This window comes from Acinetobacter terrae, assembly GCF_002135195.1.
GTDB lineage: Bacteria > Pseudomonadota > Gammaproteobacteria > Pseudomonadales > Moraxellaceae > Acinetobacter > Acinetobacter terrae.
On the sequence record NZ_NEGF01000005.1, the window covers coordinates 115,843 to 139,450 of the forward strand.

A 23,608-nucleotide genomic window follows, 5' to 3' on the forward strand; every position below is an offset into this window, starting at 1 on the left:
TTTTAAAATTAGGTTATCTTTATGGCTGCTTTATCAATTCAGGAACGCAAGCGTTTGCGTCAAATCGGACATGCACTTAACCCAGTGGTTATGCTTGGCGGTCAAGGTTTGACTGAAAATGTCATCGAAGAAACAAACCGTGCTTTAAATGATCATGAACTGATTAAAGTTAAAATTGCCGGTGAAGATCGCGAAGCACGTGTTGCTGCAATTAACGAAATTGCTCAAGTGACTGGCGCTGAAATTGTACAAACGATTGGTAAAATTGTATTGCTTTATAAAAAAGCTGCAAAACAAAATCCAAAACTTTCGAACCTTGTACGCCACGCACATTTGTCTAACTAAGCTGTATGGCCAGTTACGAACTTAACGCTTTTGATCGTCGCTTTCAATCCATCTCTTTAGTGGGCGCGATTGAACAACAAGGCTCATATAGTATAAATGTGGGCTATTGGTTACGTGATCCAAATCAATTCATGCAATGGCCTGACTTGGTGCAAGGTAATCCACGTCAAGATTTCTTATGGGAAAATACCTGTTATGAAATTTTTATTGGCGTTCACGGTGAAGATTTTTATCGAGAAATTAACCTCTCCCCTTCACAAGCTTGGCAGGTCTATCAATTTGAGGAATATCGTTATCCTGAAGAGATGCCTCCACAAGCTGCAACTGACATTGAACTCAATCAATTAAAACGCACACATTACGGTTTGAATGTGAGCCTGGATTTGACCGAGTTTATGTTAAAGCACAAATTACAATGGTCGAATATGTTCTTGGGTTTAAGTGCTGTACTTAAAACATCGCAAGGTGATCAATACTATGCGATGCAACACAGCAGTCCTCATGCAGACTTTCACAACAAACGTGATTGGCTACATCAGTTCTAAAGCGTAACACTGATATTCGACAAATAAAAAAGTGAGGCATACGACCTCACTTTTTTATGCTCTCAATCCTTAGATTGAGGAAATATTGCATATTTCCTGCCCCCTAATCTGGCATTTATGCCTGAAATATAAATCAGCTTTTTACAGGTGGTTTTTCCTCAGCTTTCTCTGACACTTTTTTCCAGACATCTAAAGTATGTTCTTTTGAACGCTTGAAGGTTTCAGTTAAATGATCTTTATGCTTAACAGAAATTTGACTGACATCGTCTTTCAACTCTTTACCCAGTTTTGATAAATCATCAATCACAGCATTGAATTCAGATTTCACAAACTCCTTTAATTCAGCTAAATCTTTTTGTGAAAAATTCAGTTGTTTCTTAATGGTGTCAATGCGCTGAAGAATATCCTGTTTCAGATTTTGCACTTGATCGTGTACATTTTCCTGTAGTTCTTTCGCTTCAGCCTTAACAGTTTCAGCCGATTCGTGAACCGCTTCTGTTACTTTTTGCTGTGCCTCTTTAGATGCTTGTTCCAACTTTTCAGCACCCTCAGCGACCACCTCTTTTAAGGCAGGTTTAGCTTTAACTTGTTTTTGTTCTGTAGTCATGGCCTTGTTCCTAGAGTTATTACATGAGAGATACAGACTAGTCGATTCGATAAAATTTAAGTTTTGATTTGTCTGACAATTATCATTTGCTTACATTTTACATACACTGTCTCAAAAACAGACTTCCGTTCAAAACACAAGGCATTTATCTTACATATTCGGCATAAATAGCATGGACTTCAACAGGTCGACTGCGTATAATGCCGTGTTAAGTTCAAGCGAGCAGACATAGGAGGGTTGGTTAAAAAAATAGCCTTCCTTTTTTTTCGTCTTCTCGCTTTTTTACAGCCTAAATTTCAGGAGCTTTGGTTTGAGCACTCCCGCCATTTTAGCCCTCGCAGATGGAACGATCTTTAAAGGTACGTCTATCGGTGCATCGGGTAGTACGACTGGTGAAGTCGTTTTTAATACAGCAATGACTGGCTATCAAGAAATTTTGACTGACCCGAGTTATGCACAGCAACTTGTGACTTTGACTTACCCGCATATTGGTAATACAGGTTGTAATGATGAAGACGCTGAGTCAGGTCGAATTCATAAAGTATGGGCAAACGGTTTAATTATCCGTGACCTTCCTTTATTGCATAGCAATTTCCGTGCGAATCAATCTTTGGGTGAATACCTTCAACAACACAATGTTGTTGCGATTGCCGATATTGACACCCGTAAATTGACACGAATTTTACGTGCGAAAGGTGCGCAAAATGGTTGCATCCTAGCGGGTGACAACATTACAGAAGAAGAGGCTTTAGAAAAAGCACGTGCCTTTGGCGGTCTGAACGGTTTAGACCTTGCGAAAGAATGTTGCGACCCAGAAGGTTTTGAATGGACCGAAGGTTCATGGACACTTGGTCAAGGCTTCTCTCAACCTGAACTTAAATTCCATGTTGTTGCATATGATTACGGTGTCAAAACCAACATCTTACGTATGCTGACTGATCGCGGATGCAAACTAACTGTAGTTCCAGCTCAAACGCCTGCAGAAAAAGTTCTCGCATTAAATCCGGACGGTGTGTTCCTGTCGAACGGTCCTGGCGATCCAGCTGCATGTGATTATGCAATTGAAGCTGTAAAAACTATTGTTGAAACGACAAACTTACCTGTATTTGGTATCTGTTTAGGTCACCAAATCCTCGCGCTTGCTTCTGGCGCTAAAACTGTGAAAATGCCTCACGGTCACCACGGTGCAAACCATCCTGTACAAAATCTTGAAGATGGTACAGTGATGATTACTTCTCAGAATCATGGCTTTGCAGTGGAAATTGATACATTACCTGCAAACCTGAAAGCGACGCACATCTCATTGTTCGATCAAACCCTGCAGGGTATGCATCGCATGGATAAACCAGCGTTCAGCTTCCAGGGTCACCCTGAAGCGAGTCCTGGTCCACATGACTGTGCCCCTTTGTTCGATCATTTCATCGAACTTATCGAAGCGTCTAAGAAGTAATTAAGGAAGCGATCATGGCTAAACGTACAGACATTAAAAGCATCTTAATTATTGGTGCGGGTCCGATTGTGATCGGTCAAGCATGTGAGTTTGACTACTCAGGTGCGCAAGCATGTAAAGCCCTTCGTGAAGAAGGCTACCGTGTTATTTTGGTGAACTCTAACCCAGCGACCATTATGACCGACCCGTCAATGGCTGATGCAACGTATATCGAACCGATTACTTGGCAGACTGTTGCACAAATCATCGAGAAAGAGCGTCCAGATGCTGTCCTTCCGACTATGGGTGGTCAAACAGCATTGAACTGTGCACTTGCACTTGATGAACACGGCATTTTAGAAAAATTCAATGTTGAATTGATCGGTGCGAGTAAAGATGCCATTGAAATGGCTGAAGACCGTAAATTGTTTGATGACGCAATGCGTCGTATTGGTCTTGAATGTCCACGTGCTGCTGTTGCAAGCACCATGGAAGAAGCATTCGAGATTCAGGCAAAACTCGGCTTCCCTTCTATTATTCGTCCATCATTCACTATGGGTGGTTCAGGCGGTGGTATTGCTTACAACCGTGACGAATTCATTGAAATCTGTGAACGTGGTTTCGACCTTTCGCCAACTCACCAACTGTTAATCGATGAATCATTGATTGGTTGGAAAGAGTATGAGATGGAAGTTGTTCGTGACAAAAACGACAACTGTATCATCGTGTGTGCGATCGAAAACTTCGACCCTATGGGTGTTCACACAGGTGACTCAATCACTGTTGCCCCTGCGCAAACCTTGACAGACAAAGAATACCAAATCATGCGTAATGCATCGATTGCGGTTCTACGTGAAATTGGTGTGGAAACAGGCGGTTCGAACGTTCAATTCGGTATTAATCCGAAAGACGGTCGTATGGTTGTGATCGAGATGAACCCGCGTGTATCGCGTTCATCTGCACTTGCATCTAAAGCAACTGGTTTCCCAATTGCACGTATTGCAGCGAAATTGGCTGTGGGTTATACCCTTGATGAATTGAAAAATGACATCACTGGCGGTGCAACACCTGCATCATTCGAACCTGCAATCGACTACGTTGTGACGAAGATTCCTCGTTTTAACTTCGAGAAATTCCCACAAGCTGAAGCAATTCTAACTACACAGATGAAATCTGTGGGTGAAGTAATGGCGATTGGCCGTAACTTCCAAGAATCTTTGCAAAAAGCGCTTCGTGGTCTTGAAGTGGGCGTATGTGGTTTTGACGAAAAACTCGAAGTCGGTGCTGATGGCGCACGCGAGAAAATTCTTCAAGAACTTAAAGTACCTGGTCCAGAACGTATTTGGTTTATCGGTGATGCTTTCCGTCATGGTTTCACTTTAGACGAAGTGTTTGCTGCGACCAACATCGACAAATGGTTCTTGATCCAAATCGAAGACATCATCAAAACTGAAAACCAAATCAAAACTTTAGGTTTTGGTGATTTGAATGCGGACAATATCCGTTCGTTCAAACGTAAAGGTTTATCAGATCTTCGCATTGCAGATTTGATGGGTATTTCACAGAAACAATTCCGTAAACACCGTTGGAACTTGGGTGTGACCCCTGTTTACAAACGTGTCGATACCTGTGCTGCAGAATTCGAATCTGATACTGCTTACATGTACTCAACTTACGATGAAGAATGTGAAGCAAATCCATCGAACCGCGACAAGATCATGGTGATTGGTGGCGGTCCTAACCGTATTGGTCAAGGGATCGAGTTCGATTACTGCTGTGTACACGCGGCGCTTGCAATGCGTGAAGACGGTTATGAAACCATTATGGTGAACTGTAACCCTGAAACGGTTTCTACGGATTACGACACATCAGATCGTTTGTACTTCGAACCAATTACCCTGGAAGATGTACTTGAAATCGTGCGTATCGAGAAGCCTAAAGGCATTATCGTGCAATACGGTGGTCAAACTCCGCTTAAATTGGCTCGTGCTTTAGAAGAAGCTGGTGCACCAATTATCGGTACATCACCTGACGCGATTGACCGTGCAGAAGACCGTGAACGTTTCCAACAAATGATTCAACGCCTGCAACTTCGTCAACCAAGCAACAGCATTGTAAAATCTGCTGAAGAAGGTATGGCTGAAGCATCTAAAGTGGGCTACCCACTTGTAGTACGTCCTTCATACGTGCTTGGTGGCCGTGCGATGGAAATCGTCTATAACGATGACGAATTGAAACGCTACTTACGTGATGCAGTTCAAGCCTCTAACGAAGCGCCTGTATTGCTTGACCACTTCCTTGATGATGCAACCGAAGTCGATGTTGACTGTGTATCTGACGGTAAAGACGTGGTGATTGGCGGTATCATGCAGCACATTGAACAAGCCGGTATTCACTCTGGTGACTCAGCATGTTCTATTCCTCCTTACTCTCTATCTCAAGAGATTCAGGACGAAATGCGCCGTCAAACTGTTGCCATGGCGAAAGAGCTTGGCGTAATTGGCTTGATGAACGTACAGTTTGCAGTTAAAGGCAACGACGTTTACATTCTGGAAGTGAATCCACGTGCATCACGTACCGTGCCTTTCGTTTCTAAATGTATCGGTGAGTCTTTGGCGAAAGTGGCTGCACGTTGTATGGCGGGTCAGTCTTTGGTATCTCAAGGATTTACGAAAGAAATTATCCCGACTCACTTCGCTGTTAAAGAAGCTGTGTTCCCATTTGCGAAATTCCCTGGTGTTGACCCAATTCTTGGACCTGAGATGAAATCTACAGGTGAAGTGATGGGTGTGGGTACAACTTTTGGTGAAGCATTCTATAAAGCTGTGTTAGGCTCGAATGATCGCTTGCCAGGTAAACCAACCGAAGGTGAAGTGAAACACGCATTCTTGTCTGTACGTGAGTCAGATAAACCGCATGTTGCACGCATTGCGCAACAACTTGTTGATTACGGTTTCAAACTTGTAGCAACAAGTGGTACGCATAAAGTGATTACTGAAGCGGGTATTGCATGTGAACGTGTGAATAAGGTAACCGAAGGTCGCCCTCATATCGTAGATCGCTTGAAAAATGGCGAGATTCACCTCATTATCAATACATCTGAAGGTAAACAAGCTCAGCAGGATTCGTTCTCGATCCGTCGCTCTGCGCTTCAAGGTAAAGTGTATTACACCACAACCTTGAATGGTGCTGATGCTGTATGCCAAGCCTTAGCAATTAAATTGCCAATGGATGTATACCGCTTGCAAGATTTAACAGTAGGTTAATAAATTACCGATAAGTCCCGTCATCTTATTGGTGACGGGATTTTTTTTATTTATAAACCCTTAATTTTTATACTCACTTAGAGGGACAACAATGAAACGTTATCCTATGACTCCCGAAGGCAAAATTGCCCTAGAGAAAGAATTACATCAGTTAAAAAGTATTGATCGTCCACGTATTATTGCGGCAATTGCTGAAGCGCGTGAACATGGGGATTTAAAAGAAAATGCGGAATACCATGCTGCTCGCGAGCAACAAGGTTTCTGTGAAGGCCGTATTCAAGACATCGAGGGTAGACTCGGTGCAATGCAAGTGATTGATGTTAAAACACTTGAACAAAACGGTCGTGTCGTTTTTGGTGTAACAGTAACGATTGAAAACCTAGACACTGAAGAACAAAAGACCTATCAAATTGTAGGCGATGATGAAGCAGACTTTAAGATCAACAAGATCTCTGTGAACTCTCCTATCGCTCGTGGTCTTTTGGGCAAAAGCGAAGGCGACGAAGTAAAAATCGTAACGCCTCAAGGCGAAGTGGAATACGAAATTGTGAAAGTTGCTTATCTTTAATTTTAAAGATTGAATACTTTTTAAAGCCCCTCTCTTGAGGGGTTTTTTATTGCCTACTTTTCCCTCTCCTTTCAGGAGATGAGCAGCACTGCTGTGCAAGGAAAAGGTTACTTTTTAAATCCCCCTCATCCTAACCTTCTCCCAAAGGAAGAAGGAACTTTCATTACACATTAAACATTGTGCATTAACTTAAAACTTTCCCGGAATATTCCCTCTCCTTTTTAAGGGAGATGATTTTCAGAATCCCCCTAAATCCCCCTTTTTCAAAGGGGGACTTTTACTCTTAACAATGAAAGGCTTTCATAAGCTATAATCCCCCAATCTCCCACGCTGCACATTTATCTATGGATAATCTGATCAATTCCCCTGTTAAACACTGGTGTGAATTTGAATTCATCTCAAAAACAGTGAAAAATCCAAATATCCATATCAAGGGAAATTACTCTTACTATTCAGCTTATTGGGACCAAGGTTTTGAACGCTGTGTAGTCCGTTACTTACATGACAAGCCTGCGACCGTAGAGAAACCGATTGACCAATTACATATCGGTAATTTCGTCTGTTTTGGCGCTGAATGCGTGATTATGATGGGTGGTAACCAGTTGCATCGTACTGACTGGATTTCAGCGTTTCCGTTCGATACACGCAGTTTTGTGCCTGCTGGAGACACAGTTATTGGTGATGGTTGCTGGATTGGCTCACGTGCCATGATTATGCAAGGTGTAACGCTTGGTGAAGGTGCTGTTATTGCCACAGGCGCAGTCGTGACCAAAGATGTACCGCCTTACGCTGTTGTCGGCGGTGTACCTGCCCAAATTATTAAGTACCGTTTTCCTGAAGAAGATATAAAAAAACTGCTTTCACTTAAGTTATATGATTTGGATGAAAAACAGTTTTTAAAAATGCGTGAGCAATTGCAGACGGATGATATTGATAAATTAGTTAATTTTTTAGATTTAGATAATGAATAACGATTCAGTTATTCCTCTCAAGATAAGTCTAGAACTAATATACGATTTAAATCTTTCGTACTAATACTTATTTGTATGCAGTGTTTCTAATGTCGTACTTAAATATATTTGTTCTGTCTCATTATCAAAAATACTTTCCACCCCACAAGTAAGGTGATCTTCATATCCTTTCCCGTATACATTTTGATATGAAATCTCTAATAAAAAGGTTAAAACTCCTTCCTCTTCATTTAACGATGTAGCACATTGACCATTTATATCAAACTCAATAGTTAAAACATCTAAATGCTGAAATGTTATTTCAAACTTTCTAATATATGCTGTATTGTTAATTGACTTAACTAGTAAATTTCTGGCTGTCTCTCCTACATTTTTAACTACTAATTCAAACTCGATAATTCTATCTTCGTACTCATCATCGCAAATAGGTTCATTCTTAGTAAAATTTGCAATCTGTTTAAAACTATATTCAAGATTTGGCTTAACCTGAAAATGTTTCTGCTGAAGCTCCTCTTCGTATACTTTAGCTAAGCGTGACTGCTGTTTTACAGAGGCCTTCATTTCTTGTACTTGCAATTCTAAAGCTTTAGTCGTTTTCTCTAGCTCTGTTGCCTGCAATTTCAAAGCTTCTGAGTTTTGTTCAAGTCCTTTACCTTGCTGATAGAAGCCTCTTACTAGCCAAAAGAATGCTAGTGGGGCAAAAGCACCTGCAATAAAATCACCAAACTCATTTAAATCTGTAGGCAAGATTCCATTATGAATTTTAAAGTAAATAAAAATTAGCCAAGCAACCGTAATCGCCCATGAAAGACAACTACCTAAATACTTTTTAAACCATCTACCAACTTCATCACGTTTAAGCATTTTTATTAAAATTCATTTATTTACATTTCAATTAGTATAATCACATTCATTATTTTAAGCATAAAAAAGCCCACTCAATCGGAGTGGGCTTTCTCAGAATATGGTGGCTAAGATGAGACTTGAACCTGTGACCCGAGCATTATGAATACTACGCTCTAATCAACAGAGCTACACTTTGAGTAATTAACATAATTGCTAAGTTGAGTACTCAGACATTTTCGATTCCGCGATTCTTACTGCTATGCTTTTTCAAAACTGTCACGCTGCCAATTCAATTGCTTTATTTCAGTCATTTCTAATTCATTATTAATAAGTTACTACACTTATGATATGACAATTTTCAAATGCAGTTTTCCTATTTTTTTACATATAATTTCAAATTAAAAATCTGCTTACAATTTCATCATACTTTAGTTTTAAACCCTCTAATTTCCCAACCAATCCATGTTAGATTAATTTATAAAATCTTTTTGGGAAGTAAAATATCCCTATGAAATTACTAGGTTTTGTTTTATCGGAAATACAACTAGCATCTAGTTTTAACCTGTTTTAATACACAATAAATCATATTGCTAAAAGCATCTATTTAAGTAATGATTATAAGGAGAAATTCCCCATGGCTTATCACAATATTCTTGTTCCAGTGGACGGTTCAGAAACTGCATATGCAGCGGTAGCAAAGGCAGTTGAACTTGCTAAAGCATTTGGCAGTAAAGTTACGGTGGTTCAAGTTTTATCACTTGACCCCTATATTGCAGCAGAATATATCTCTGCCAATCAAACCAATGATTTAATTGAACGTGCGCGTGCAGCAATTATTGAATCGCTGGATGCCGCAAAAGCAAAATTTCATGAAAAAGGGATTGAGGTAAAAACCAAGCTTCTTGAAGGGCAAGTAATTCATCGTGAAATTATCAGAGCTGCAGAAGAAAATCATGCAGACCTGATTATCATTGGTTCTCATGGTCGTACCGGCTTCAAAAAACTATTCCTCGGCAGTGTCGCACAAAGCTTACTGGGTGAATCACATATTCCTGTACTGATTGTCCGTGAATAATAATTAGCCTGGCCTTTCCCATCTTTTTCTAAAGGTGGGAAATTACTAACTCCAAAGCATTTATTGCTATTATCAATCATTTATCCATTGATATTGTTTTAAATTAATTTTATCTCCAATCACCATCACGCCTTCTTCTAATAATTTCAAGCGTTGAATATTGTCACCACGATCATCCACTTTACTTAGGCTAATTTTTCCTTGCGAATTTATCACTCGATGCCAAGGAGTTTTTGCATCAGCATCCAGATGCTTTAAAACATAACCCACTAAACGCGCATGTTTCGGCAACCCTGCCATCTTTGCGATTTGTCCGTACGAAGCCACTTTTCCATAAGGAATGAGAGCAACCACCTGCAAGATTTGATGGGCTAATTCATCACTAGAAACACTTGAATGTTGTGGCATAGATTATCCTTAAATCATCCAGTTTGAACTTTGGAGCATAAAAAAAGCCCTTTAAAAGGCTTCTTTTATCAGGGCTTTACAATTAGAAATTATCTGGACTTTCCAAGCGCTTCACAACCTGTACCTTTTCCGGATTATGCATCACCGCAACACCATCTTCAGCTTTCTCATCAATTAAGGCATCCGGATTATAAACCGTAATGGTTTCATTACCATTGGCATCCTCACCGACAATATACTGGAAACCTTTCCGGTTCATTTTATGACACATGCGTTGATACCATCCTTTAAAACCCGTCGTTTCTTCATTCGGGTTGTAATAAAACGCATTCATTACCGCGGGCAAACCCAGCCCACAAACTAAACCGGACAGTAATACCGCAATAAAGGTATAACCAATTAAGATACTACTATATTCACTCAGTTCAGGAACGTTGGCAACCGCCAGGATCAAGGCAAGTGAGATCCCTCCGCGCACCCCGCCCCACGATAAAATAGCCAAACTACCGTTATAGCTTTTGTTGCGAAAATTGGGGAAAAAGGCAAATGACAAATAGTTTGCAGCAAAGCGCGAAGCATGCAGAATAAAGAACGCGACGATACCTCCCAGAATCAAACTGATGCTTAAATCTAGAATAAACAGTTCCAGACCAATCAGTGTAAACAGGAATGAATTGATGATGCCTTCAACGGTATGCCAAAAATGGTTTACTTCACGAATTTCACGTTCTTGCAGAATTTCTTTCCACTTATTCCCCACCACCAAGCCACCAATGACACAGGCAATCGGTGCAGACGCATGCGCAAATAAGGCAACTAGATATGAACCACATGCCAACAATGCTGTGGTTAAGATTAAAGATTCCATTTCGTGTTTACCACGAAGCAGTCTTAAAATCCCCAGACCAAACCCCCAACCAATGATGACTGCAACCACAATCTCATAGAGTAAGGTTTCTAAAGTACCAATAATGGTAAAGTGTTCGCCCTGTAATACATTCAGTAAGGTCATGAACACGGCGATACACATGGCATCATTAAACAGTGACTCGCCTTCGAGTTTCACAATCAGATGATGAGGTGCACGTACCGAACTTAAAACAGCTTTCACTCCAATCGGATCAGTTGCCCCAAGTGCAGCACCTAATAACAGCAAAACCAGTAAATCGACATGGTTGCCAATCAGGAATTGATATCCATATAAAGTCACCCCGAAAAAGACCGCACAAAGTACCAGCGCAATACTGGCCAAAATACTAATCGGCTTCCAGTGGCTTTTTAAATCAGAGACTTTAAATTTTAAAGCGGAAGATGTCAGGATAAAACAAATTACCCCATTAATTAAAAAGTCATAAAAATCAATATGACGAACCGCTTCTTCAATATTGTGAATATTAATTGTTATAAACTGATTACCACTGAGTAAACTTGCGCCCCATTGTAAAATAAAGACAAAGATCGCCGAGACAATCGGCACACCAATGGCTTGCGGGAACCCCAAGATACGTTTATTAAAAATTGTCGTGGCAATAGAAAGTGCAAAAATGACAGTAAAGACTTGAAGAAAAAAGAAATTTCCCATTAAAGTTCCAATTTTAGCGATGCATTGGAATAAAGCGAATTCATCCAACTATTTCCAAGTAAAATATTTCATTAGATAACATTTATTAACTGAATCAGTTTAACGATTTTTTGTAGAGCAAACAAAATAGTTAAGTTTTTTTACATATTTTTAGCAATGATTTAACATAGACAAGCATCTGAGCATTTAGTGTAGCAACACTTTCTTCAATCTCCACATTAAGTTGAATTTATTCATGCATCAAACAGTTAAAACAATATTTCGACTTTTTTTTGCAGTTGTAATTTTTCTCATTACATTGGCTTTGTTTTTCAGTGCCTATTCAAAAAGCAAAGAAATTTTACAAGCAGATCAGCAATTCCAGCAAGCAAAACACATCTCACTCAAATCGACCGATCAAGAACAATTGGTTTTAGTGTCCAATAATAAGCGACCGGATCAAGCCATTTTTATTTTGATTGCCCAGAATGGTTATATTGCTAAATTAAACTGCGAGCATTATCTGCAAGATATTTGTACAGATGAATATAACCAGCTGCATACCAGACAAATCCAGCAGCTCGATTTGTTAAAAGTGGGTCAGCAGCATTATATTGAAAATATCCGTTATCAAGATAGTCGCACTAATAAGCAGCAACAATGGTCTTATTCTACCCAACAAATTCAGCAGTTTTATCAGGCGGATATTGCCAGTTTAAAATATATTGTTTTTAGTATTGTGCTATTTGCACTTGCGGCACTTTACGTCTCCATTCGAATTATCCGCAACTTTAAAAAGTTTTTAACTCGCTAAAAATCAAAATAAAAAAGAGGATTTTAAATCCTCTTTTTTATTTATGCTTGAATGAGCATTTAAATTAAATCGCCTGATTAAAAGTATCGCAATCATTGATCTGACCGGATTTCAAACCTGTTTGAAACCATTTCATGCGCTGTTGACTACTGCCATGGGTAAAGCTATCTGGAACCACCTGTCCTGTAGAGCGTTTCTGCAAATAGTCATCACCAATTTTATGCGCTGCATCCATCGCTTCTTCAATATCACCTTGTTCCAAGAATTGGGTACGTTGCTGATTATGATGCGCCCAAATTCCGGCAAAACAGTCCGCTTGTAATTCCTGACGTACAGAGAGTTGATTGCCTTGTACTGCACTGGATTGAGCACGTGCTTTTTGCACTTGATCTGAAATACCTAACAACGTTTGAAGATGATGTCCCACTTCGTGCGCAACCACATAGGCTTGAGCAAAATCGCCTGCCTGATCTTGGCGTGAGAGTTCAGTGCTGTTTTGCTCACCCGAAATACCCATTTGCTGACGCATATCTTTAAAGAAAGTAGTATCGATATAAACTTTCTGATCTGCCGGACAATAAAAAGGTCCCATCGCAGATTGTGCCGTTCCACAGCCTGAATTCACCACGCCACTGAACATCACCAGTTTAGGGGCGACATACTGTGCGTCCAATTGCTGCTGGAATACTTGAGTCCAGGTATCTTCTGTATCAGCCAAAACCGTCCCGACAAAATCCATCGCCTCTTGCTGTTCCGGAGTTGGATTATCCAAACCTCTGGTTTCAGCCGGTTGTGATTGGGATGTCACCTGTTTGGTTGCCTGATAGGCTTGCTGAGGATCAACGCCAAAAAATTTCCAGGCCACAAATGCAACGATAAGGCCTAAAACACTAATACCACCTGCTTTAGCTCCGGCTCCACCGCGGCGGTCTTCCACATTTGAACTTACACGACGTCCTTTCCAGCGCATAGTGATATTCCTTATAGTTGGCTTTTAGCTTATTTTAGCGAGCTTTTGTGATTATGCCTGTTTTGATTTCGGCCAAAACTTTTGAATGGTGGTAATCACCAATAAAACCAATAAGCCCGCAACAAAACCAATACCAAGATTGATTAAAGTTGGAGTAAGTGCACCGATAATATTTCCAATGGTTGGAATGTGTTGCACTTGATCGACTGAATCTTCAGTTAAATGATGAAACCATGGAATGGTATGGGTAATAATACCGCCACCGACCAAGAACATAGCAATGGTTCCGACAATGGTCAGGGTTTTCATCAGTTTTGGTGCAAAAGCTAATAAACCACGTCCAATGCTTTGCTTGAAACTCGATGCCTGTTCCGTTAAGTACAATCCCAGATCATCAATTTTGACAATCATGGCAACAAAACCATACACACCCACCGTCATTAAAATTGCAATGGTTGAAAGCACCATGACTTTAGTACCAAAAGCAGCAGTCGCCACTGTGCCCAATGAAATCACCACAATTTCAGCAGACAAAATAAAGTCGGTACGAATCGCACCTTTGACTTTTTCTTTCTCGAACTTTGCTAAATCGGTTTCAATGGCATTGAATTCTGCTTCAGCAGCTTCTTTGGTGGTGGCTTTTTTATGCTGCAAACTGTGCAGCACTTTTTCCACGCCTTCATAACATAGAAACAAACCACCAATCATCAACAAAGGATTGATCAGCCACGGTGCGACCACACTAATCAGCAAGGCCAGAGGAACAAGAATCAGTTTATTAACAAAAGAGCCTTTGGCAACACCCCAAACCACAGGAAGTTCACGTTCAGAACGCACACCACTGACTTGTTGAGCATTGAGTGCCAGATCATCTCCCAACACCCCTGCTGTTTTTTTGGCTGCCATTTTACTCATGACAGCAACGTCGTCTAAAACAGTCGCAATATCATCTAATAATATTAATAAGCTACTCGCCATTCTTGTTTTCCTTAAAGTTTCTATCTTGCATTTTAAAGATAAATATTTAAAAAAACTGTATCAACTTCATTAAATTGTTCTTATTTTTTCTATGTTGTGTTTTCATTGTGCCTGACATTCAAAAACATTATGCCGTACAATAAGGCCATTCATCAGCATATACGTGTAGTGCTAACTACTTTGGAATAGAGAGATAATGAGTAATCAAGACAATCGTCCTGTTATTTTGACTGGCGACCGCCCAACCGGACAACTTCATTTAGGTCATTTTGTTGGTTCTTTACGTTCACGTGTAGGACTACAAGATTCTCACCATCAACATCTCCTCCTTGCCGATGCTCAAGCCTTAACTGATAACGCCGATAACTTTGAAAAAGTACGTCGCAATATTATTGAAGTGGCAACTGACTATTTAGCCGTGGGTATTGATCCAACCAAAACAACCATATGTGTTCAATCATGCTTACCGGCTTTGAATGAACTGACCATGTTGTATTTAAACTTTGTGACTGTGTCACGCTTAGAGCGCAACCCAACCATTAAATCTGAAATTCAGATGCGTGGTTTCGAACGTGATATTCCGGCAGGTTTCCTTTGCTACCCTGTAGCACAAGCAGCCGACATCACCGCTTTTAAAGCAACGGTTGTCCCTGTGGGTGAAGACCAGATTCCAATGATTGAACAAACCAACGAAATTGTACGTCGTTTGAATCGTCAAATTGGTCATGACTTACTTCCAGAATGCAAAGCATTGCTTTCAAATGTCGGTCGTTTACCTGGTTTTGACGGTAAAGCCAAAATGTCGAAATCTTTGGGCAATACCATTGTGCTCGATGCTTCTGATAAAGACATCAAGAAAGCAGTCAATGCGATGTATACCGACCCGAACCATCTTCGTGTTGAAGATCCAGGTCAGGTTGAAGGTAATGTAGTATTTACTTATCTAGATGCTTTCGATACCAATAAAGAAGAACTTGAAGAGTTAAAAGCACATTATCGTCGTGGTGGTTTAGGTGATGGTACGGTGAAAAAACGTCTTGAAGGGATTTTAAAAGAATTGATTACGCCTATTCGCGAACGTCGTATGGAACTTCAAAAAGATCCTGATTACATCATGGATATTTTAAAGACCGGTACCGATAAATGTCGTGATATTACCCAGCAAACCCTAGATGAAGTTAAAGCAGGATTAGGTGTTTTTCACTTCTAAAAGCCCCTAAAACAGGAAAAGCCCTTTTTTAATAGAAGGGCTTTTTTATGCCAAAATAATGAGCAACAAATCACACTCACCAATCGTTATTAACCTGAATTTACACAACTTTACTCAAATCATCATGAAATGACTGACCATTCACTTTATTATACTTTTAGTGCTTAGACCTCATTAGAGTTCTAACATTCTCCTTAACCGAAACTGTGCAAACAGATTCGTTGTTCTACGCAGTGGTCACCCCAATCATTGCGTATTTTTTTGTCTAAAATTTCTATAATTCCAATGAATATCATCATACTGATTAAGATCGACATTTATTCTGTCTTTAAAATAAAAAACCCGCTTTTAAGCGGGTTTTTTATTTCAACACAACTTAGTTTTTATGACGCATATGCGGGAATAAAATCACATCACGAATACTTGCTGCATCAGCAAATAACATCACCAAGCGGTCAATACCAATACCTTCACCCGCTGTTGGAGGAAGACCATATTCAAGTGCTTCAATAAAGTCAGCATCGTAATGCATCGCTTCATCATCACCTGCATCTTTCTCGGCAACTTGTGCTTGGAAACGCTCAGCCTGGTCAATCGGGTCATTTAATTCAGAGAAACCATTCGCCAATTCACGACCACCAATAAAGAACTCAAAACGGTCTGTGATGTGTGAATTAGTGTCATTACGACGCGCCAACGGTGAAGTTTCCGCAGGGTATTCTGTAATGAAAGTAGGTTGACGAAGTTTAGTCTCAACTGTTTCTTCAAATACGATGGTTTGAAGTTTGCCTAGACCAAAACCAGGTTTCACTTTCTCTTTCAATTCTTCTTCAATAAATTTAGCCAAGAATTCACGATCAGCCACATTTTCTGGTGTGAATTGTGGGTTATGTTCAAGAATTGCATCAACCATTGAGATTTTTTTGAATGGGCCTTTAAAGCTGAATACTTCACCTTGATAAGGCACATCTGTCGTACCCAAAATGTCGATCGCTAATTTTTCAAGCATATTTTCAGTCAAAGCCATCAAGTCTTTGTAATCTGCATACGCTTGGTAGAATTCAATCATGGTGAATTCTGGGTTATGACGAGTCGAAACGCCTTCATTACGGAAGTTACGGTTAATTTCGAATACGCGTTCAAAACCACCCACAACCAAACGTTTTAAGTAAAGCTCAGGCGCAATACGTAAGAACAAAGGCATATCCAGCGCATTATGATGTGTTTCAAATGGACGCGCAGAAGCACCACCCGGAATCACATGCATCATTGGAGTTTCAACTTCCATGAAGCGTTCATTGGCTAAATATTCACGCATACCCGCAACCACTTTGGCACGAATTTCAAAAGTTTTACGTGTTTCGTCGTTCACCATCAAATCAAGATAGCGTTTACGATACTTCATTTCTGTATCGTTTAAACCATGGAATTTATCTGGAAGTGGACGAAGTGATTTGGTTAAAAGTTCGAAATGTTCGATATGAACATACAGATCGCCTTTACCCGAACGACCAATATAACCTTCAACGGCAATAATATCGCCAAGGTCTAAACCTTTAATGGTCGCCAGTACTTCTGGATCCAATTCTTTACGTGCAACATACAGTTGAATACGGCCAGTCATGTCTTGAATCACGATGAATGAACCACGGTTCAACATCACGCGACCCGCAACTTTTACATAAACCTTTTCACCAGCTTCAATTTCTTCTTTAGACTTATCAGCAAATTGTTCTTGTAAGTCTTGAGCGTAATGTTCACGCTTAAATGTGTTCGGCCAAGGGCTGGTTCCCTTTTCCTTAGCGTGTTTTTCAATATGCTTTAACTTGGCATGACGCTGTGCAATTAAATCGTTTTCGGAAATTTGTGGTTCAGAAGTCGATTGAGCGTTATGTTGCGTCATCTCTGCCTCGAATATGTGTAAAAAACGGAAGTTGCATAGGATAGCAGATTTAGCAAAAATTTCGTATGACTTATTGCCAAACAAAAGCATTGATTTGCTAAACACCACTTTCTCTGATTTACATTTTAAGCTTCGGCTAATTGTTTGACAATCTCAAAGCCTCTTTTTAAGCCATTATTCATCAATTCCACATGTTGTTTAGACGTTTCCAGTTCTACACTCAGCAAGGTTGAGCCATTTACATCTTCAAGCACATATTTTTCTAAAACACCGCTCCACTTTTTCACGCTTTCACTGTCCAAATCTTCAATTCCATCTTCCAGCATACCCAAGTGTTTAAAGGTCACAACTTTAAATTCTTCAAGTTCGGTAATGGTCGAAACCATGCCATCGCCATTAGCATCGAGAAAAACAGTTCGTCCATTCACTTGCCAATCGGAATGCATAGATGAGCCTGGAGCAAAATATTGTGTCCATTCGGTATAAGTGTCTGGATCCCACAAAATCCGCCAAACCTTTTGTGGAGAGGCGTGAATCAAAATTTCATAATTTAAAATTTCCATAGGCTCACCCAGCTCAGATTCATCTTATAAATACAAAGCTATCCAAATTTATTTTTGCGTGATACGCAGGTTTTGTTATTGCTTGTGAGATCAACAATCTTATTCTTTTATCTCTCTATTTTTAATCAATAATTTATTTTGTAAGTGGGTTTATTTGACTTTCTTGAATTCATATCTTAGACCAAAAGCTAACTTCATTATTCCTCATAGTCACCTACAATAATTTGAGCAAAATGGTTGAAAAGGAAACTATTCAACTTTTCCATCTTTGTGAAAAAAAACAGTGTGAACTATAAAACAATGAATACATGCACTTCGAAAATCTTATTTTTACATGGATTAGATTCCTCTCGGGAATCCACTAATTTCCACGCCATTGATGCCAATCAAAAATATTGCATCGATATAGATTATCGCAATCTAAATTTTCAAACGGTTGCCGATTTTTATCGCGATATTATTGCCAAAATTAAACCTGAAATTTTGGTGGGACATAGCTTAGGCGCGTATTGGGCATTAAAAATGTCGGCCTTATGCAAGATTCCAACTGTGATTGCCAATCCAAGCTTAAGTCCAAATTTTCGTGAAGACTACCCTCCAATTAATGAAGCAGATCTGGAACATGACATTGCGCAAATTGCCTATTTAGAATTAGGCGATGAAATACTGGATATGTATGCAGTTCAAGAACAGCTCGAACCTTATATGATCGTTCAAGCCTTAGAAGGTGGACATCACCGTTTAGCCAGTCCAGAAAACATAAATGGTTTAATTCAGCATATGCAAACGCATTTTCTAAAAAAATAAAAAAGCCTTGGTTAAACCAAGGCTTTTTTATGACATCAAATCGATTAAGCGACTTCTTGTTCTGGCTGAGATTTATCATCTAACACAGACCAGACATCTAAACCCAAGTCACTGTGCAAATCAGGTAAATCGAGGAAAATGCTCGCCCCCAAAATTTCATGGTTGCATTTATCTACCAGCTGTTTCACCGCTTTTAAAGTGCCGCCAGTTGCCAAAACATCATCCACAATAATAATTTTTTGCGCTTCGATATTCGCCGACATTTCCAAACGGTCCATACCATATTCCAGGCTATACCCTACACCAACAACCGGTGGTGGTAATTTTCCAGCTTTACGAACAAGTAATAAGCCTTTGCCCAAACGCTGAGCCAACAAACTTGCAAGTACAAAACCACGTGCTTCTACAGCGACAAAACTGTCGACTTGTTCCAGTTTTTCAGCAGGAATACTGGCAATTAAAGCATCGGTTAACGGCCCAATATTACTCATGAATAATGGTGTTAAATCGAAAAAGCAAATACCCGGTTTAGGGAAATCTTGGACAGTACGAATGTGAGACCACAAAGTTGCAGACAAATTGCTCATGGGGAGAAAAGTAATTTAAAGGAGAATAAGTGAATTTTAACGCTTTATGTCGTTCATGACCAGTAAATGAGCACACCTACAACCTAGAAAAACAAACAAATAAACCACAAACCATTGATTTATATATATTCATTTTTTAAATAAATATTAGATATAGATTTATCTAATATTTATTTAAAAAATTCTGTTTATTTTTTCTCCCCGACCTTAGTCTAAACCCGGCTTTTCAACTGGATAAAGTCCTTTCTGGAGCTTCTCAACCCAACATAGATTGATGGACATTTTAAAATTCAGATTCAATTTAAATTGTTAGACAAAAACCATATTTAGCTATTTTTATGACAAGTTTTGTCCTGCTAGGCAATTCTGGTTTCAAATTCACCGATTAAACTCGGATATTTGCTTTACATTAACGCTAGAACTGCGTAAAAATTTGACTGAATATGTACCTTAAAAGTCATATCATTAGAGTCATGCTGTGTATGGGATTTTACTGACTTCACATTTTAGCAAGTCAGTGTTTTGGAGAGTCAAATGAAAAAGTATCAATGCATCGTTTGTGGATGGATTTATGACGAGGCTGAAGGTTGGCCACAAGATGGTATTGTCGCAGGTACAAAATGGGAAGATATCCCGGATGACTGGACATGCCCGGACTGTGGTGTATCAAAAGTTGATTTTGAAATGGTTGAATTCTAACAATTGATACCAAAGACCATAGTGAATAGTCTTTTTTTAGGTCTTATAGAAAACAGTTTGGAGAAAACTATGCATCCTATCGTCATCATTGGTTCGGGTATGGCAGGCTATACCGCAGCGCGTGAGTTTCGTAAGCTAAATCCCGAGCATGAACTGGTCATGATTTGTGCAGATGATGCGGTAAACTATGCTAAACCCACACTGTCTAACGCTTTAGCCGGAAAAAAAGCACCTGAGCAAATTGCTTTGGGTGATGCACTTAAAATGAGTGATCAACTGAAGATGCGTATTGAAGCGCATACTTGGGTGAAAGAAATTCAAGCTGAACAGCATCAACTCATTTTAGAGAAAGATGGACAACAAACCACTCACCCCTATTCAAAACTGGTTCTAGCTGTAGGTGCAAATCCTGTTCGCTTAGCGATTGCCGGCGATGGCAGTGATGACATTCACGTGGTCAATAATTTGGATGACTATAAAGCCTTCCGTAAAAATCTTGCTCAACATCACGATAAACGTGTGGTGATTCTGGGTGCAGGTCTGATTGGTTGTGAATTTGCCAATGACTTACAAAACACAGAACATCAAGTGACGGTGATTGATTTGGCTCCGCAACCTTTAGGACGTCTTATTCCTGATTATGTTGCGGCGTCTTTTCAAGAAAAACTTGAAGCTATTGGCATTCACTTTGTCCTCGGTACAACAGTTGAAAAAGTGATTAAAGTTGAAAATGGTGACTATCAAATTACTTTGGCCAATGGCCAGTCTGTTGTAGCGGATGTTGTACTTTCTGCGATTGGCTTACAGCCGAATGTAGAGTTGGCAAAAGCTGCTGATATTCACTGCAGTCGCGGTATTTTGACCAATGGTCATTTAGAAACCAATCAGCCAGATATCTATGCGATTGGTGACTGTGCAGAAGTGAATGGTTTGCTCTTGCCGTATGTGATGCCGATCATGCAACAGGCGCGTGCTTTAGCGAAAACTTTAAATGGTGAACAAACGCATGTGCATTATCCAGCGATGCCTGTTGCCGTCAAAACCCCTACCGCTCCCCTGACTGTACTTCCTGCACCCGTGGGCGTGGATGTCACCTGGGATACAGAAGAACTTGAAGATGGCATGATTGCCAAAGCTTTAGATAGTCAAAACACCTTGCGTGGTTTTGTTCTATTAGGCGCTACTGCAGCAAAACAACGTTTAGCTCTAACTAAACTTGTACCTGACTTGATTCCTGTAGCCGTTTAAGGGTTTAATAGTAAGGACATTTTTTAAGCAAAATGTCCTTTTTGGGGAAAACAACAATGAATCATAGCGCACTTAATTTTACAGGCTCTCCCTATACTTCTTTCATGCACGAAACCAAAGTGACTTTAAGCAATGGAATAGAGCTGCATGTCGAAATGGGTGGAAATCCTGAACATCCTGCAATCATGCTGATTATGGGTTTAGGTGCGCAAATGTTGTTTTGGCCTGATTTTTTCTGTAAATCACTGATTGACCAAGGTTATCGTGTTATTCGTTTTGATAACCGCGATATTGGACTGTCGTCAAAAATTCGTCATTCAGGTCCACGCCTCAATACCTTAAAACTGATGGGTCGCTTTGCTTTAGGTTTAGATAATCAAGGCGCACCTTATGATTTATATGATATGGCTGCAGATGCCGCATTACTCATTGATCATCTAGGATTAGACAAAGTTTCTGTGATTGGTGCTTCAATGGGCGGGATGATTGCACAAATTCTGGCAGCCCTGCATCCTGAAAAAGTCAGCAATCTGGGTTTAATGTTTACCAGTAACAATCAGCCTTTATTACCACCGCCTTTTCCAAAACAGCTTTTAAGCCTGATCGGTCGACCCGAATCGACTGATGAAGAAGGTATTGTCAATCATAGCGTGAAAGTTTTTAACATTATTGGTTCACCTGGATATATCAACCAAATCGAGATTATGCAGACCGCACGTAAACTATATCAACGAAGTTATTATCCAGCAGGTGTACTTCAACAATTTTTAGCAATATTATGTACCGGTTCTTTGCTACAATTGAGTAAGCAAATTCAGCAACCTACCCTTGTGGTACATGGCTCTCGTGATCGTTTACTGCCACCGAGTCATGGCAAAGCAGTTGCAAAGGCAATTACAGATGCTAAGTTTGAATTAATTCATGGAATGGGGCATGATATGCCTCCGCATTTTATTCCATATCTTAGCGGATTATTTGCTGATCACTTTAAATCAAAACATTAGGACACTATGGCTGCATTACCCTCTTTAAGACAGCTGTCATACCTCGTTACACTGTCTGAAACGCTACATTTTACTGAAGCTGCGCGCCGTTCATTTGTGACCCAATCGACTTTGTCAGGCGGGATCATGGAGTTAGAGCGTTTGTTAGGTGGAGTCCTCGTTGAACGCGACCGCCAAAATGTACGTTTAACTCCGCTTGGAGAGCAGGTTGTTGCTCGAGCCCGTGTTTTATTGGCTGATGCTCAAGATCTGATGCGATTAAGTCGTGAGATGAGCGAGCCTTTAACTGGTGATTTACATTTAGGGATCATCCCCACTATTGCACCTTTCATTTTGTCAAAACTTTTAGATGAAGTGCATAAACAACTTCCTAAAATTCAATTGCATTTGTATGAAGCGCAAAGCGAAAAAATTGTCGAAAAATTAGAACACGGCAATCTGGACATGATTGTTTTGGCACTGCCTTTTGACACTCGTGGTTTAAAAGTTGCTGAAATTGCGAAAGAAAATCTTTATTTGGTGCATCACAAATCCGATCAAAATGCGCATAATGCCAAAGTTCTAGATGATTTAGATTTATCGCGTTTAGTGTTGCTTGAAGAAGGTCACTGTTTACGTAATCATGTTTTAAGTGCATGCCCAATTGGCGAACGTAAAAATGATCATCGTTTAAAAGCAAGTTCATTACCTACATTGGTTGAAATGGTTTCTGCTGATTTAGGCTTTACCCTGCTTCCTGAAATTGCGATTCATACCAATATGATTAAAGCCAATTCAGATTTAGTGGTTAAAGCAATTGAAGCTGCACCAAGCCGCACGCTCGCTTTGGTCACGCGTAAGAGCACGCCATTGCAAAGTGAATTTGATGTGCTATTGCAAATCTTGCAAAAAATCACGCAAAATCTTCATTAAAAATAAGCCATATATTAAAAGGAGCAATTGCTCCTTTTTTTATTGCCCAATTCTCTTCCTGTCCACTATTTTTGCTCGAATAAATTTCATTGCTTAATATTCAAGAAATAGGGATTTTTCTTAATGGAGAAAAATTAAGACACTTTGAATAAAAAACTTAATCACAAACAGTTCATCATAAAACCAAGTTTTTTAATTCTTTATTATTTTCTAAATACTTAAGTTTACTTCAATTCGATAAATTACCTAGTTCTTGGGATAGTACTTTTAGGGATTGTATAGCAAAGTTATT

23 protein-coding genes are annotated in these 23,608 nt (G+C 39.7%); 14 read left to right on the top strand and 9 right to left on the bottom strand.

The genetic code is table 11. The annotated features are described in order from the left end of the window. Positions 1 to 21: 21 nt before the first annotated feature. On the top strand, positions 22 to 345 hold the full coding sequence (yhbY, locus tag B9T23_RS07555) for a ribosome assembly RNA-binding protein YhbY (RefSeq protein ID WP_067724243.1): 324 nt from the start codon (positions 22 to 24) through the stop codon (positions 343 to 345). 5 nt (positions 346 to 350) lie between these two features. Further along, a complete protein-coding gene (locus tag B9T23_RS07560) occupies positions 351 to 890 on the top strand; it encodes a DOMON-like domain-containing protein (protein ID WP_086193655.1) in 540 nt (179 codons plus the stop codon). A 133-nt stretch (positions 891 to 1,023) separates the two neighbouring features. Here the strand turns inward: B9T23_RS07560 and B9T23_RS07565 are convergent, their stop codons facing one another. Beyond that, on the bottom strand, positions 1,024 to 1,497 hold the full coding sequence (locus tag B9T23_RS07565; RefSeq protein WP_067724245.1) for a hypothetical protein: 474 nt from the start codon (positions 1,495 to 1,497) through the stop codon (positions 1,024 to 1,026). A 310-nt stretch (positions 1,498 to 1,807) separates the two neighbouring features. Here B9T23_RS07565 and carA point away from each other — a divergent pair, with 310 nt between their 5' ends. The 4 genes from carA to B9T23_RS07585 all read left to right on the top strand — a co-directional run bounded on the left by carA (position 1,808) and on the right by B9T23_RS07585 (position 7,731). Then, positions 1,808 to 2,947 carry a glutamine-hydrolyzing carbamoyl-phosphate synthase small subunit gene (gene carA / locus B9T23_RS07570; RefSeq protein WP_086193656.1) on the top strand — a complete coding sequence of 380 codons (1,140 nt, stop codon included), beginning with the start codon at positions 1,808 to 1,810 and terminating at the stop codon, positions 2,945 to 2,947. A 14-nt stretch (positions 2,948 to 2,961) separates the two neighbouring features. Beyond that, positions 2,962 to 6,192, top strand: coding sequence for a carbamoyl-phosphate synthase large subunit (carB, locus tag B9T23_RS07575; protein ID WP_086193657.1), 3,231 nt, complete (start codon positions 2,962 to 2,964; stop codon positions 6,190 to 6,192). A 91-nt stretch (positions 6,193 to 6,283) separates the two neighbouring features. After that, on the top strand, positions 6,284 to 6,760 hold the full coding sequence (gene greA, locus B9T23_RS07580; protein ID WP_086193658.1) for a transcription elongation factor GreA: 477 nt from the start codon (positions 6,284 to 6,286) through the stop codon (positions 6,758 to 6,760). Between the two features lie 344 nt (positions 6,761 to 7,104). Beyond that, the gene (locus tag B9T23_RS07585; RefSeq protein WP_086193659.1) at positions 7,105 to 7,731 is read left to right on the top strand and encodes a CatB-related O-acetyltransferase; all 627 of its coding nucleotides are present in this window, start codon (positions 7,105 to 7,107) and stop codon (positions 7,729 to 7,731) included. Between the two features lie 60 nt (positions 7,732 to 7,791). On the opposite strand, the gene B9T23_RS16950 is transcribed toward B9T23_RS07585, so the two are convergent. Next, positions 7,792 to 8,595, bottom strand: coding sequence for a hypothetical protein (locus B9T23_RS16950; protein ID WP_228145910.1), 804 nt, complete (start codon positions 8,593 to 8,595; stop codon positions 7,792 to 7,794). Positions 8,596 to 9,211: 616 nt separating this feature from the next. Between B9T23_RS16950 and B9T23_RS07595 the strand changes: the two genes are divergently transcribed. Beyond that, positions 9,212 to 9,652 carry a universal stress protein gene (locus B9T23_RS07595; RefSeq protein WP_086193660.1) on the top strand — a complete coding sequence of 147 codons (441 nt, stop codon included), beginning with the start codon at positions 9,212 to 9,214 and terminating at the stop codon, positions 9,650 to 9,652. A 72-nt stretch (positions 9,653 to 9,724) separates the two neighbouring features. On the opposite strand, the gene B9T23_RS07600 is transcribed toward B9T23_RS07595, so the two are convergent. Further along, positions 9,725 to 10,060, bottom strand: a complete 336-nt coding sequence (locus B9T23_RS07600; RefSeq protein ID WP_086193661.1) for an MGMT family protein — start codon at positions 10,058 to 10,060, stop codon at positions 9,725 to 9,727. A gap of 82 nt (positions 10,061 to 10,142) precedes the next feature. Continuing rightward, on the bottom strand, positions 10,143 to 11,642 hold the full coding sequence (locus tag B9T23_RS07605; RefSeq protein WP_067723789.1) for a cation:proton antiporter: 1,500 nt from the start codon (positions 11,640 to 11,642) through the stop codon (positions 10,143 to 10,145). Positions 11,643 to 11,877: 235 nt separating this feature from the next. Between B9T23_RS07605 and B9T23_RS07610 the strand changes: the two genes are divergently transcribed. Further along, the gene (locus B9T23_RS07610; protein WP_086193662.1) at positions 11,878 to 12,435 is read left to right on the top strand and encodes a hypothetical protein; all 558 of its coding nucleotides are present in this window, start codon (positions 11,878 to 11,880) and stop codon (positions 12,433 to 12,435) included. Positions 12,436 to 12,499: 64 nt separating this feature from the next. Here B9T23_RS07610 and ypfJ read toward each other — a convergent pair whose 3' ends face one another. Together ypfJ and B9T23_RS07620 are read right to left on the bottom strand one after the other, a co-directional pair. Further along, positions 12,500 to 13,405 (bottom strand): KPN_02809 family neutral zinc metallopeptidase, encoded by a 906-nt coding sequence (gene ypfJ / locus B9T23_RS07615; RefSeq protein ID WP_086193663.1) that lies wholly within the window; start codon positions 13,403 to 13,405, stop codon positions 12,500 to 12,502. 51 nt (positions 13,406 to 13,456) lie between these two features. Further along, on the bottom strand, positions 13,457 to 14,383 hold the full coding sequence (locus B9T23_RS07620; protein WP_067723786.1) for a DUF808 domain-containing protein: 927 nt from the start codon (positions 14,381 to 14,383) through the stop codon (positions 13,457 to 13,459). Between the two features lie 196 nt (positions 14,384 to 14,579). Between B9T23_RS07620 and trpS the strand changes: the two genes are divergently transcribed. Then, on the top strand, positions 14,580 to 15,593 hold the full coding sequence (gene trpS / locus B9T23_RS07625; protein ID WP_086193664.1) for a tryptophan--tRNA ligase: 1,014 nt from the start codon (positions 14,580 to 14,582) through the stop codon (positions 15,591 to 15,593). 376 nt (positions 15,594 to 15,969) lie between these two features. On the opposite strand, the gene lysS is transcribed toward trpS, so the two are convergent. Beyond that, the gene (lysS, locus tag B9T23_RS07630) at positions 15,970 to 17,496 is read right to left on the bottom strand and encodes a lysine--tRNA ligase (RefSeq protein ID WP_067723784.1); all 1,527 of its coding nucleotides are present in this window, start codon (positions 17,494 to 17,496) and stop codon (positions 15,970 to 15,972) included. Between the two features lie 125 nt (positions 17,497 to 17,621). Further along, positions 17,622 to 18,059, bottom strand: a complete 438-nt coding sequence (locus B9T23_RS07635; RefSeq protein ID WP_086193665.1) for an SRPBCC family protein — start codon at positions 18,057 to 18,059, stop codon at positions 17,622 to 17,624. Between the two features lie 300 nt (positions 18,060 to 18,359). Between B9T23_RS07635 and B9T23_RS07640 the strand changes: the two genes are divergently transcribed. After that, entirely contained in the window at positions 18,360 to 18,866 is a 507-nt protein-coding gene (locus tag B9T23_RS07640; protein WP_086193741.1) for a YqiA/YcfP family alpha/beta fold hydrolase, read from the top strand. 44 nt (positions 18,867 to 18,910) lie between these two features. On the opposite strand, the gene B9T23_RS07645 is transcribed toward B9T23_RS07640, so the two are convergent. Next, entirely contained in the window at positions 18,911 to 19,453 is a 543-nt protein-coding gene (locus B9T23_RS07645; RefSeq protein WP_067723782.1) for an adenine phosphoribosyltransferase, read from the bottom strand. 534 nt (positions 19,454 to 19,987) lie between these two features. On the opposite strand from B9T23_RS07645, the gene rubA reads away from it, so the two are divergent. The 4 genes from rubA to oxyR all read left to right on the top strand — a co-directional run bounded on the left by rubA (position 19,988) and on the right by oxyR (position 23,316). After that, positions 19,988 to 20,152 carry a rubredoxin RubA gene (gene rubA, locus B9T23_RS07650; RefSeq protein WP_067723781.1) on the top strand — a complete coding sequence of 55 codons (165 nt, stop codon included), beginning with the start codon at positions 19,988 to 19,990 and terminating at the stop codon, positions 20,150 to 20,152. Between the two features lie 69 nt (positions 20,153 to 20,221). Then, the gene (locus B9T23_RS07655) at positions 20,222 to 21,400 is read left to right on the top strand and encodes an NAD(P)/FAD-dependent oxidoreductase (protein ID WP_086193666.1); all 1,179 of its coding nucleotides are present in this window, start codon (positions 20,222 to 20,224) and stop codon (positions 21,398 to 21,400) included. Between the two features lie 56 nt (positions 21,401 to 21,456). Beyond that, positions 21,457 to 22,404, top strand: coding sequence for an esterase EstB (gene estB, locus B9T23_RS07660; protein WP_086193667.1), 948 nt, complete (start codon positions 21,457 to 21,459; stop codon positions 22,402 to 22,404). A gap of 6 nt (positions 22,405 to 22,410) precedes the next feature. Beyond that, positions 22,411 to 23,316: a LysR family transcriptional regulator OxyR gene (gene oxyR, locus B9T23_RS07665; protein WP_086193668.1), complete on the top strand. Its 906-nt coding sequence runs from the start codon at positions 22,411 to 22,413 to the stop codon at positions 23,314 to 23,316. The last annotated feature ends 292 nt before the right edge of the window (positions 23,317 to 23,608 follow it).

What these genes read in the sequence shown, in the direction of transcription:
- yhbY (WP_067724243.1), top strand. Translation starts at nt 22, where the DNA reads ATGGCTGCTTTATCAATTCAGGAACGCAAGCGTTTGCGTCAAATCGGA.
- B9T23_RS07560 (WP_086193655.1), top strand. Translation starts at nt 351, where the DNA reads ATGGCCAGTTACGAACTTAACGCTTTTGATCGTCGCTTTCAATCCATC.
- B9T23_RS07565 (WP_067724245.1), bottom strand. Translation starts at nt 1,497, where the DNA reads ATGACTACAGAACAAAAACAAGTTAAAGCTAAACCTGCCTTAAAAGAG.
- carB (WP_086193657.1), top strand. Translation starts at nt 2,962, where the DNA reads ATGGCTAAACGTACAGACATTAAAAGCATCTTAATTATTGGTGCGGGT.
- greA (WP_086193658.1), top strand. Translation starts at nt 6,284, where the DNA reads ATGAAACGTTATCCTATGACTCCCGAAGGCAAAATTGCCCTAGAGAAA.
- B9T23_RS07585 (WP_086193659.1), top strand. Translation starts at nt 7,105, where the DNA reads ATGGATAATCTGATCAATTCCCCTGTTAAACACTGGTGTGAATTTGAA.
- B9T23_RS16950 (WP_228145910.1), bottom strand. Translation starts at nt 8,595, where the DNA reads ATGCTTAAACGTGATGAAGTTGGTAGATGGTTTAAAAAGTATTTAGGT.
- B9T23_RS07595 (WP_086193660.1), top strand. Translation starts at nt 9,212, where the DNA reads ATGGCTTATCACAATATTCTTGTTCCAGTGGACGGTTCAGAAACTGCA.
- B9T23_RS07600 (WP_086193661.1), bottom strand. Translation starts at nt 10,060, where the DNA reads ATGCCACAACATTCAAGTGTTTCTAGTGATGAATTAGCCCATCAAATC.
- B9T23_RS07605 (WP_067723789.1), bottom strand. Translation starts at nt 11,642, where the DNA reads ATGGGAAATTTCTTTTTTCTTCAAGTCTTTACTGTCATTTTTGCACTT.
- B9T23_RS07610 (WP_086193662.1), top strand. Translation starts at nt 11,878, where the DNA reads ATGCATCAAACAGTTAAAACAATATTTCGACTTTTTTTTGCAGTTGTA.
- ypfJ (WP_086193663.1), bottom strand. Translation starts at nt 13,405, where the DNA reads ATGCGCTGGAAAGGACGTCGTGTAAGTTCAAATGTGGAAGACCGCCGC.
- B9T23_RS07620 (WP_067723786.1), bottom strand. Translation starts at nt 14,383, where the DNA reads ATGGCGAGTAGCTTATTAATATTATTAGATGATATTGCGACTGTTTTA.
- trpS (WP_086193664.1), top strand. Translation starts at nt 14,580, where the DNA reads ATGAGTAATCAAGACAATCGTCCTGTTATTTTGACTGGCGACCGCCCA.
- lysS (WP_067723784.1), bottom strand. Translation starts at nt 17,496, where the DNA reads ATGACGCAACATAACGCTCAATCGACTTCTGAACCACAAATTTCCGAA.
- B9T23_RS07635 (WP_086193665.1), bottom strand. Translation starts at nt 18,059, where the DNA reads ATGGAAATTTTAAATTATGAAATTTTGATTCACGCCTCTCCACAAAAG.
- B9T23_RS07640 (WP_086193741.1), top strand. Translation starts at nt 18,360, where the DNA reads ATGAATACATGCACTTCGAAAATCTTATTTTTACATGGATTAGATTCC.
- B9T23_RS07645 (WP_067723782.1), bottom strand. Translation starts at nt 19,453, where the DNA reads ATGAGCAATTTGTCTGCAACTTTGTGGTCTCACATTCGTACTGTCCAA.
- rubA (WP_067723781.1), top strand. Translation starts at nt 19,988, where the DNA reads ATGAAAAAGTATCAATGCATCGTTTGTGGATGGATTTATGACGAGGCT.
- B9T23_RS07655 (WP_086193666.1), top strand. Translation starts at nt 20,222, where the DNA reads ATGCATCCTATCGTCATCATTGGTTCGGGTATGGCAGGCTATACCGCA.
- estB (WP_086193667.1), top strand. Translation starts at nt 21,457, where the DNA reads ATGAATCATAGCGCACTTAATTTTACAGGCTCTCCCTATACTTCTTTC.
- oxyR (WP_086193668.1), top strand. Translation starts at nt 22,411, where the DNA reads ATGGCTGCATTACCCTCTTTAAGACAGCTGTCATACCTCGTTACACTG.